The 6752-nt window shown below is 52.2% G+C and carries 6 protein-coding genes and 5 pseudogenes; 4 read left to right on the top strand and 7 right to left on the bottom strand.

Annotated elements, in window-relative coordinates:
- Positions 1-113 (top strand): annotated as a pseudogene (locus KP705_RS21160) (recombinase family protein); the annotation flags it as partial.
- Between the two features lie 33 nt (positions 114-146).
- Here KP705_RS21160 and KP705_RS14995 read toward each other — a convergent pair.
- The 7 genes and pseudogenes from KP705_RS14995 to KP705_RS21445 all read right to left on the bottom strand — a co-directional run.
- Positions 147-992 carry a 3'-5' exonuclease gene (locus KP705_RS14995; RefSeq protein WP_252348415.1) on the bottom strand — a complete coding sequence of 282 codons (846 nt, stop codon included), beginning with the start codon at positions 990-992 and terminating at the stop codon, positions 147-149.
- A 273-nt stretch (positions 993-1265) separates the two neighbouring features.
- Complete coding sequence (locus KP705_RS15000) at positions 1266-2144, bottom strand: replication initiator protein A (protein WP_215764739.1); 879 nt, start codon at positions 2142-2144, stop codon at positions 1266-1268.
- A gap of 59 nt (positions 2145-2203) precedes the next feature.
- Complete coding sequence (locus KP705_RS15005) at positions 2204-2440, bottom strand: hypothetical protein (protein WP_202259126.1); 237 nt, start codon at positions 2438-2440, stop codon at positions 2204-2206.
- Positions 2437-3066 carry a ParA family partition ATPase gene (gene parA, locus KP705_RS15010; protein ID WP_211504784.1) on the bottom strand — a complete coding sequence of 210 codons (630 nt, stop codon included), beginning with the start codon at positions 3064-3066 and terminating at the stop codon, positions 2437-2439. The genes KP705_RS15005 and parA overlap by 4 nt, the downstream gene beginning before the upstream one ends.
- Positions 3067-3156: 90 nt before the next feature.
- A complete protein-coding gene (locus KP705_RS15015; RefSeq protein WP_308267616.1) occupies positions 3157-3735 on the bottom strand; it encodes a tyrosine-type recombinase/integrase in 579 nt (192 codons plus the stop codon).
- A gap of 128 nt (positions 3736-3863) precedes the next feature.
- Positions 3864-4151, bottom strand: coding sequence for a WGR domain-containing protein (locus KP705_RS15020; RefSeq protein WP_215764740.1), 288 nt, complete (start codon positions 4149-4151; stop codon positions 3864-3866).
- 244 nt (positions 4152-4395) lie between these two features.
- Positions 4396-4620 (bottom strand): annotated as a pseudogene (locus KP705_RS21445) (IS5/IS1182 family transposase); the annotation flags it as partial.
- A gap of 48 nt (positions 4621-4668) precedes the next feature.
- Between KP705_RS21445 and KP705_RS20230 the strand changes: the two are divergent.
- The 3 pseudogenes from KP705_RS20230 to KP705_RS21170 all read left to right on the top strand — a co-directional run.
- A pseudogene (locus tag KP705_RS20230) lies at positions 4669-4824 on the top strand (transposase); the annotation flags it as partial.
- Positions 4825-4869: 45 nt separating this feature from the next.
- Positions 4870-6123 (top strand): annotated as a pseudogene (locus tag KP705_RS15035) (IS701 family transposase).
- A gap of 117 nt (positions 6124-6240) precedes the next feature.
- Positions 6241-6393, top strand: a pseudogene (locus KP705_RS21170) (PIN domain nuclease); the annotation flags it as partial.
- Between the last annotated feature and the right edge of the window lie 359 nt (positions 6394-6752).

The following is a 6752-nucleotide window of genomic DNA, read 5'->3' on the forward strand; positions in this document are numbered from 1 at the left end:
ATACCGGCGATTACTCCATCAGCGATCTTTCAGAACTGTTTTCTATTTCTCGGCCAACTGTCTATCGAACTCTCAGCAGAACAGCCTCAACGTTCTTGTTGGGTTCACTCTAAGCGTACGTAAAGTACACTTTCGTGTCGTGACCCCTAGATGTCAGAGCGAAGAAAGCGAACCTCCTCTTCAACCTCTTCAGGCGGTCTGTCGATGAACCAGGCTTTGGGTCGCCCGTCAGAACCATCGTTCCAACGGTAGCCTCGAGCCTTGAGCGTATCCTTGAGCTCAAAGGGCGCATATTCGGCCCACAGACGCGTCCAGACCGTCCTGGCCCGTTCCAGCAGGAGAGAGAGGGCGGAGCGGTTCTCCGGAAAGCCTGTGTGGCCCAGAAGGGCAATGGCAGCCTGACAGTCATCCACGGCGCGATGCCCGTCGAAGAAAAATCCGGCCTGGAGACCCAGATGCCCCAGTTTGCGTCCTTCAAAGCCTGCCTGATCCCAAGGAACGTCTTCCATGGAACAGGCCCAGGGTTTGTTCACAAAGGCCGGGCAGAAGCGTTCGAGAAAAGGACGATCAAACGCTGCGTTATGAGCAATCACCAGACTGGCATCCGGGGCGAAGGCCGCCACCTCGTCGGGGGAGACGGTCTGTCCAGCCAGTCGTTCTGGTGTCAGTCCTGTCAGATCCTGAACAAAGGCAGGCACGGGAATGGCAGGTTCCCGCAGTCGGCTGAAGGCTGGCAGGGTTCCAATGAGAAGGCCATCGATGCGGTAGATGAACGGGATCATGCCGATTTCGATGATTTCGTCCTGGCGGGGATCAAGGCCAGTGGTCTCCAGATCGACGAACAGACCGGTTCGTAATCCCCTGCCCTCGGGTTTATGGCCCAGAACGGAAGGACGCAGGCGTCTCAGAACCCGGTAATTTTCTGAAGCCTCCAGGCGATCAGCCAGAGCTTCTAAAGCACGGTCAGAAGGGAGGAAGTTATCCACAGGCATTCGGGTTTCAAATAGTTTTAAATGTTTTAAAGAGTTTTAGGAAAAAAAAACGGTAAATTATTCTTTTATTTCAAATGCTTAGAAAATTTACCAGCCCCCAATGTACGGAATCCGGTCCCCAATGTACGGGATCTGGCCCCCAATGTACGGGATCTGGCCCCCAATGTACGGTTTGTTCACATACATGCGTCTGTTTTTGCCTTGTTGGGAATGGAAAAGGTTGCTTCTATCTTGTGTCATCGATGCAGATTCGAATTACCCGTACATTAGGGGCTAGCATTGTTCTCCATCCGGGCGGATGGAATTTCTATAAGTCATAACTAATAATGGCCCTGAATTTCCCAGTTCTTCTTCAATGATATATTCCGGCAAATTATTAGAATTAATAATTTTTCTCAAATTTTCAGTAAACTTTTTCAAAGTCCCAGAACTACCGCTCCGATCATAAATTGTTTGGAATGACCACTTTGCTTTGCTTTTCCCCGCTGCACGGCGAGCTAATCTATAAACAAAACGACCTATACCAGGATCTATTAAAAAATAATCTGGGTGAACAGTTAAAACTTCAGGGTTTTTTCCATTAGTTATTTCTCTGTGCATCCAATCTGCTAATTCTATTTCTATATATTCTGGTTTTCCTGTATCGCTTTTTATAATTTTATATCGACTAATAAGTGGCTCTCCTTCATCGACTGTTATCGTTTTACCGTTACTATTTTTTTTAATGCGCTGAACTGCAACATGTGTTGTGTTTAGTCTGATGCACGTTTCGACCAAGTCATCCTTTTGTTTGCCACCATCAGATCGGCGGCAAAAACGCAAAACATCAGCAACATGCGGACGGAAAATCCGGCTAGGACGTTCGGCTTTTCCTTCGCGGAAACGGTTCATTTGTTCGGTAAGATGCGAGACTGCCATAAGAACTAAATCATAGTCCCAGACTGAAGCCATACCAGCAGCGCCCCCAGAAACTGTCACATGACCATCTGATAGCTCATAATGAATGACCTCGCCCGCACGGCGATCTCGTTTAGATAAGCGAAAGACCGCCACATCCATAATGCTGCGAGAGTCCTTCGTCCCTACATCATAAAGGGTCGGTACAAAAAAATCTGTTTGGCTTTCTGCTTTTGGAGCTTTGCGAATGGACATCTTATTGTCTCTATTACCCCATAGTTTTACTCGGAAAACTTAAATACGATTATCAGTTTTTACTGATTTCCGTATTTCTTTAAAAGTAGTTCACGCACTTCATCGGCAATTTTTGTCCCACGCATAGCGCAAGACGATTTAATCATTCGATGTAAGCTAGCTGGAACATCAATCGTCAGTCGCTTCATTGCCTCGGGCTCATCTGAATTTTTTCGTGTTTCGACCCAGGCATCAGCTGAGGGCGAAATTGCTTTGTTCGTAGGCTTCATGCCGATTTGGATTTTTTTTGCGCTCATTTGATGAATTCCATCAACTCGTTTTTAACAGCATCTACTTCTATGGCAGCGGAACTCTGCGGATCTATTTCGTGCACTGATTTTCCCTGAGCCGCAGCCTCAGCGAAAATCACACGCTGAGTAATGCTCGATGAGAAAACCGGAACCGAATATGATGAAAGAGCCTCCTTAACATCTCGGCCTATCGCCGTTTTTGCGATTTTACGATTAACCACAAAAGCGGATTTAAGTTTTTCTTTATAGATTCCAGCTTCCTCAATGAGTTTGACAACTTCATCAGCTGCCCAAATATCATAGGGAGATGGCTGTACAGGGATTAAAATGAGATCTGATGCCATGATAGCGCTGCGTGCTAAATCAGTGACACGGGGGGGGCCATCAATTATGATATGATCATAATCTTTTCCGATCTGATCTATCTCTTTGTGCACGGTAGCTCTCGGCAACCCTACCACTGGAAAAAGTGGCTTCCCTTCACGAGCAGCGGCCCAATCTAAAGCGCTACCTTGAGGATCAACATCGAGAAGGAGTACGCGAGCACCGGCATGCGCGAGACTTGCCGCCAAATTAACACTTAAGGTTGTTTTTCCAACCCCGCCCTTTTGATTTAGAAGACCAATTATCATACTGATTTCCTTTTTTACGTTTTTACGATTAATCGTAAAAATGTGCAATCGTATTTGATGTAATAATTTTATACGATTTTTAGACTTCTTCTAGTTCCACATTTTCCTGGCAATGGTCTGCTCCTCGTCGCCGGAGGCGTTGGCATAGATGGCGGTGGTAGAGAGCTGGGCATGACCGAGCCATTTCTGCACGAGATTGAGCGGAATGCCGGTGGAGACGGCCGCCACGCCAAAGGCATGCCGCAGGCCCTTGGGGGAGGCGGCGGGGCCAGATAGACCAGCCTCGGCCATGACCCGGTGCACCATGCGCCAGCCGGTCATGCGGGCCACCGGCCACAGACGCAGGAAGCGGCCCCGGTCCCGACGCGCCTGCGCTTCGCGGACGCCGTGCACCAGATCAAGCGCCTCGAGCAGGGCAGGGGGGACGGGGACAGCCCGGTAGATCCCGTCCTGGCGCTTCTTCAGACTTTCAAACACCAGCACGCCGCCGGCCAGATCCACCCGGTCGGCGGTCAGGGCCAAGGCCTCGGACAGACGGCACCCCGACCAGGCCAGGGTCATGGCGAGGGTGCGGACATCGCGCGGCGCCCGCTCGGCCGTCTTCAGGAAAGCGGTGCGCTCGGAGACGGTCAGATATTTCCGCGCTCCTGAGGGATCAAACAGCTGCATCCCCGCCTGCGGCGCTACGCCGCCGCCAGACGGCGTCTTCCTGTTACCCCCCCGAGGTGCAGGAGCCTGCGGCTCCTGCCGGGAGCGCGAGGGCAGCGCCCTCGCTTTCACCGTCACATCCTTTGCTGTCATCCGTCCATGTCCTCTCGATAGCCCCGACGCTGCTTTACCTGCACCCAACGGACCAGCTCTTTCTGAACGGCAACCGGATCGCCAAAACGCTCCCGCTGCTCCTGGCCGGTGGTCCCCAGACGCCCCCAGGAGCGGACGAGGACAGTGCCGCCGAAGAGATCATCCTGCAGGGTCAGACGGTAGAACCGCCAGCAGTTGGTCTCCGAGTCGATCCGATGCAGACGGGCGCTCTCGGGAAAGAGGCTGAACTGGCGGGGCAGGGCCGTTTGCGGAGCTTTGGGCATCAGATCCCGAAAAGTGTAACAAATCCGGCTTCGAACCGTCAGGGGCTTTCTCTCCAGGGATGCAGGTTTTCGGGGCTTTTCCGCTGATTGTGAAAGCGGGACGGGAAGGAGCGATCCGGGCAGATCTGGGACCGGAAGGCGCAGGCTGTTACACTATAGGTAATAGTGTACCCTCCCAAACCTCCCTGCGGGAGGCCTCGGTAACGTACACTCATTCAGCAAAAACATGTTCAACGCAGGATCAGATTACCGACTTACCGGCATTGAAGGGCTGGGTATAGCGGGGCATTGGCTTGAGATGCAGCTTGTTCCTGTGAACCTTTGAGACAAAGCCCTGCTTTTCCATGAAGTCTTCRTTGGCTTTTGCGCGATAGGCCGTATCGGCCCATACCGTTGATGCCGTATAGGTTTTATCCAACAATTCCTCTCTCAATCACGCGCCATCACTGACGACGGCATCTGTCGTCTTTCATCACGCAAAGGCCGTAACACTCCACAGAAAACAGACTGGCGGCGTTACAGAGACCGCAATCGCATTGAGCGGATGTTCAACAAACTCAAGCAGATGCGGCGTATTGCAACCCGCTACGACAAAACCGCCTTGTCCTTCATGAGCTTCCTCAATATCGCCGCCGCGAGGCTTTGGATTGAATCTTTTGTCAACGGGACCTAACACTACAGTTGCGTTTTTCTGAGGGTTCTGAATCTATGGATAGCCATGCTTCAGAACGAGATGAATAGCACGGCGTCTGTCGAGGATGTTTTGACGCTTACGCGGGAGGCATTGCGAGATACCAAGGCGCGGATGCGCCCGGTCTTTGGGCAGGAGCGGATTGCTGCGGCGGCAGGGCGTTTTCTGGAAACGCTTCTGAGTAACGAACCGCGGAAGACCGGCTGGATGCGGGCGGAAGCAGCGGGTGACCCAGGGCCGTGGCGGCAGCAGGCGTTGCTAGGCCGGACGCGCTGGGATGCCAATGCGTTGCGCGATGTCGTGCGAGATCATGTGGTGGATCATTTCGGCGATCCCGATGCCGTTCTAGTGGTCGACGAGACCGGTTTTCTCAAGAAGGGTACGGCCTCCTGCGGCGTGAGCCGGCAATACACCGGCTCAGCGGGTAAAATCACAAACTGCCAGATTGGCGTGTTCACGACCTATGTTTCATCCAAAGGGCATGCCTTTCTCGATCGGGCGCTGTATCTGCCGAAAAGCTGGACAGACAAACCTGAGCGCCTGGCAGCGGCACATGTTCCTGACGATATCCGCTTTACCACCAAACCGGCGCTGGCGATTGCGATGATCGGACGTGCGCTGGATGCCGACATACCGTTCGCCTGGGTCGCGGGCGACAGCGTATATGGTGTTGGTGATTTGGAAATGGCTCTGCGCCGCGCGGGCAAAGGTTTCGTGTTGGGCGTGAATGCCAATCACTGGTTTCACTCCTGGCGACCTGACGTGATGTGGGTCGGCGAGGCCCGCGAGATTATCAAGACCCTGCCTGACGAAGCCTGGGTCCGATGTTCGGCCGGGCACGGTACCAAGGGCGAAGCGATGGTATGAGACTGGTTGTATTGCCCGATGGCCGATCTCCACGCGCCGGAATATTCTAACACCCTGACCGGAACATGGACCCGAGGCCTGCTGGTCCGCCGCAATCCCGCTGATGGCGATCTGCGCTATTTCACAACCTGGTGCCCACAGGGGACACCGCTTGAAACGCTGGCCCGCGTTGAAGGCGCGCGCTGGCGGATCGAGGAAGGCTTTGAGACCGCCAAGAACGAATTTGGCCTTGACCACAACGAGACCCGTTCCTGGCACGGCTGGCACCGCCACGTCTCTCTGGTCATGCTCGCCCACGCAATGATGGCTGCCGTGCGCTCCCAGGCGAACGTCCTCACGCTCAAAAAAAGCCCACGGCCAACGCGCAAAAGCTCATCCGGTGGTCGATCCAGGAAATCCGACGCCTCCCCGTGAAAATCACCCAGGCTCAGATCCCTATCCCGCATATCCTCCGTTGGTCCGTGTTTCGACGAGCCTATCAGGCAGCAGTATATCTCTCACGCATTAAAATAAAAACGCAACTGTAGTGCTAGTCAGCATGCCCTAGCGGTCGGACAACTTGCTGACGTGCATCGAGATCCTCTTGATCGCATACTCGTGGCTCAGGCAATGGTGGAGGGGCTTCTGCTTTTGATCCATAATCCGCTGTTACAGGCCTGTCCCGGTCCCATTACGTCTGTTTGATAAAAATATTGTATAACAGATAGCTATAATGCTACGTTTTCTGCTTAATATGAATTCTTATCATGAAGGACTTATAATATGGAATATGATTATGTTCTAACTTATCATTCAGGACTTTGGATTTCTGAAAAAGGAGAAACATTTTCTTCGGAAGAGGTTATGGATTTAGAAAGAAGATTTAATATAAAGAAAATATTTGATTAAATTATTATATTCATCTCTATTAAAAATAGAGATGAATAGTGCGGAAAATTATTGATTGATGCGACGTGGAGGGTTCGAAAAACCCCCTGGTTTTGAGGTCTGCTCTGTGATTCCATTCGTCCGGTTCTGACTGAGGGAATGACGCTATGAAGCAG

Origin of the sequence: Gluconobacter sp. P1D12_c (assembly GCF_018812105.1) — a bacterium.
Taxonomy (GTDB): Bacteria; Pseudomonadota; Alphaproteobacteria; order Acetobacterales; family Acetobacteraceae; genus Gluconobacter; species Gluconobacter oxydans_A.

Coding starts and splice junctions, on each gene's coding strand:
- KP705_RS14995 (WP_252348415.1), bottom strand. CDS start 992: ATGCCTGTGGATAACTTCCTCCCTTCTGACCGTGCTTTAGAAGCTCTG.
- KP705_RS15000 (WP_215764739.1), bottom strand. CDS start 2,144: ATGTCCATTCGCAAAGCTCCAAAAGCAGAAAGCCAAACAGATTTTTTT.
- KP705_RS15005 (WP_202259126.1), bottom strand. CDS start 2,440: ATGAGCGCAAAAAAAATCCAAATCGGCATGAAGCCTACGAACAAAGCA.
- parA (WP_211504784.1), bottom strand. CDS start 3,066: ATGATAATTGGTCTTCTAAATCAAAAGGGCGGGGTTGGAAAAACAACC.
- KP705_RS15015 (WP_308267616.1), bottom strand. CDS start 3,735: ATGCAGCTGTTTGATCCCTCAGGAGCGCGGAAATATCTGACCGTCTCC.
- KP705_RS15020 (WP_215764740.1), bottom strand. CDS start 4,151: ATGCCCAAAGCTCCGCAAACGGCCCTGCCCCGCCAGTTCAGCCTCTTT.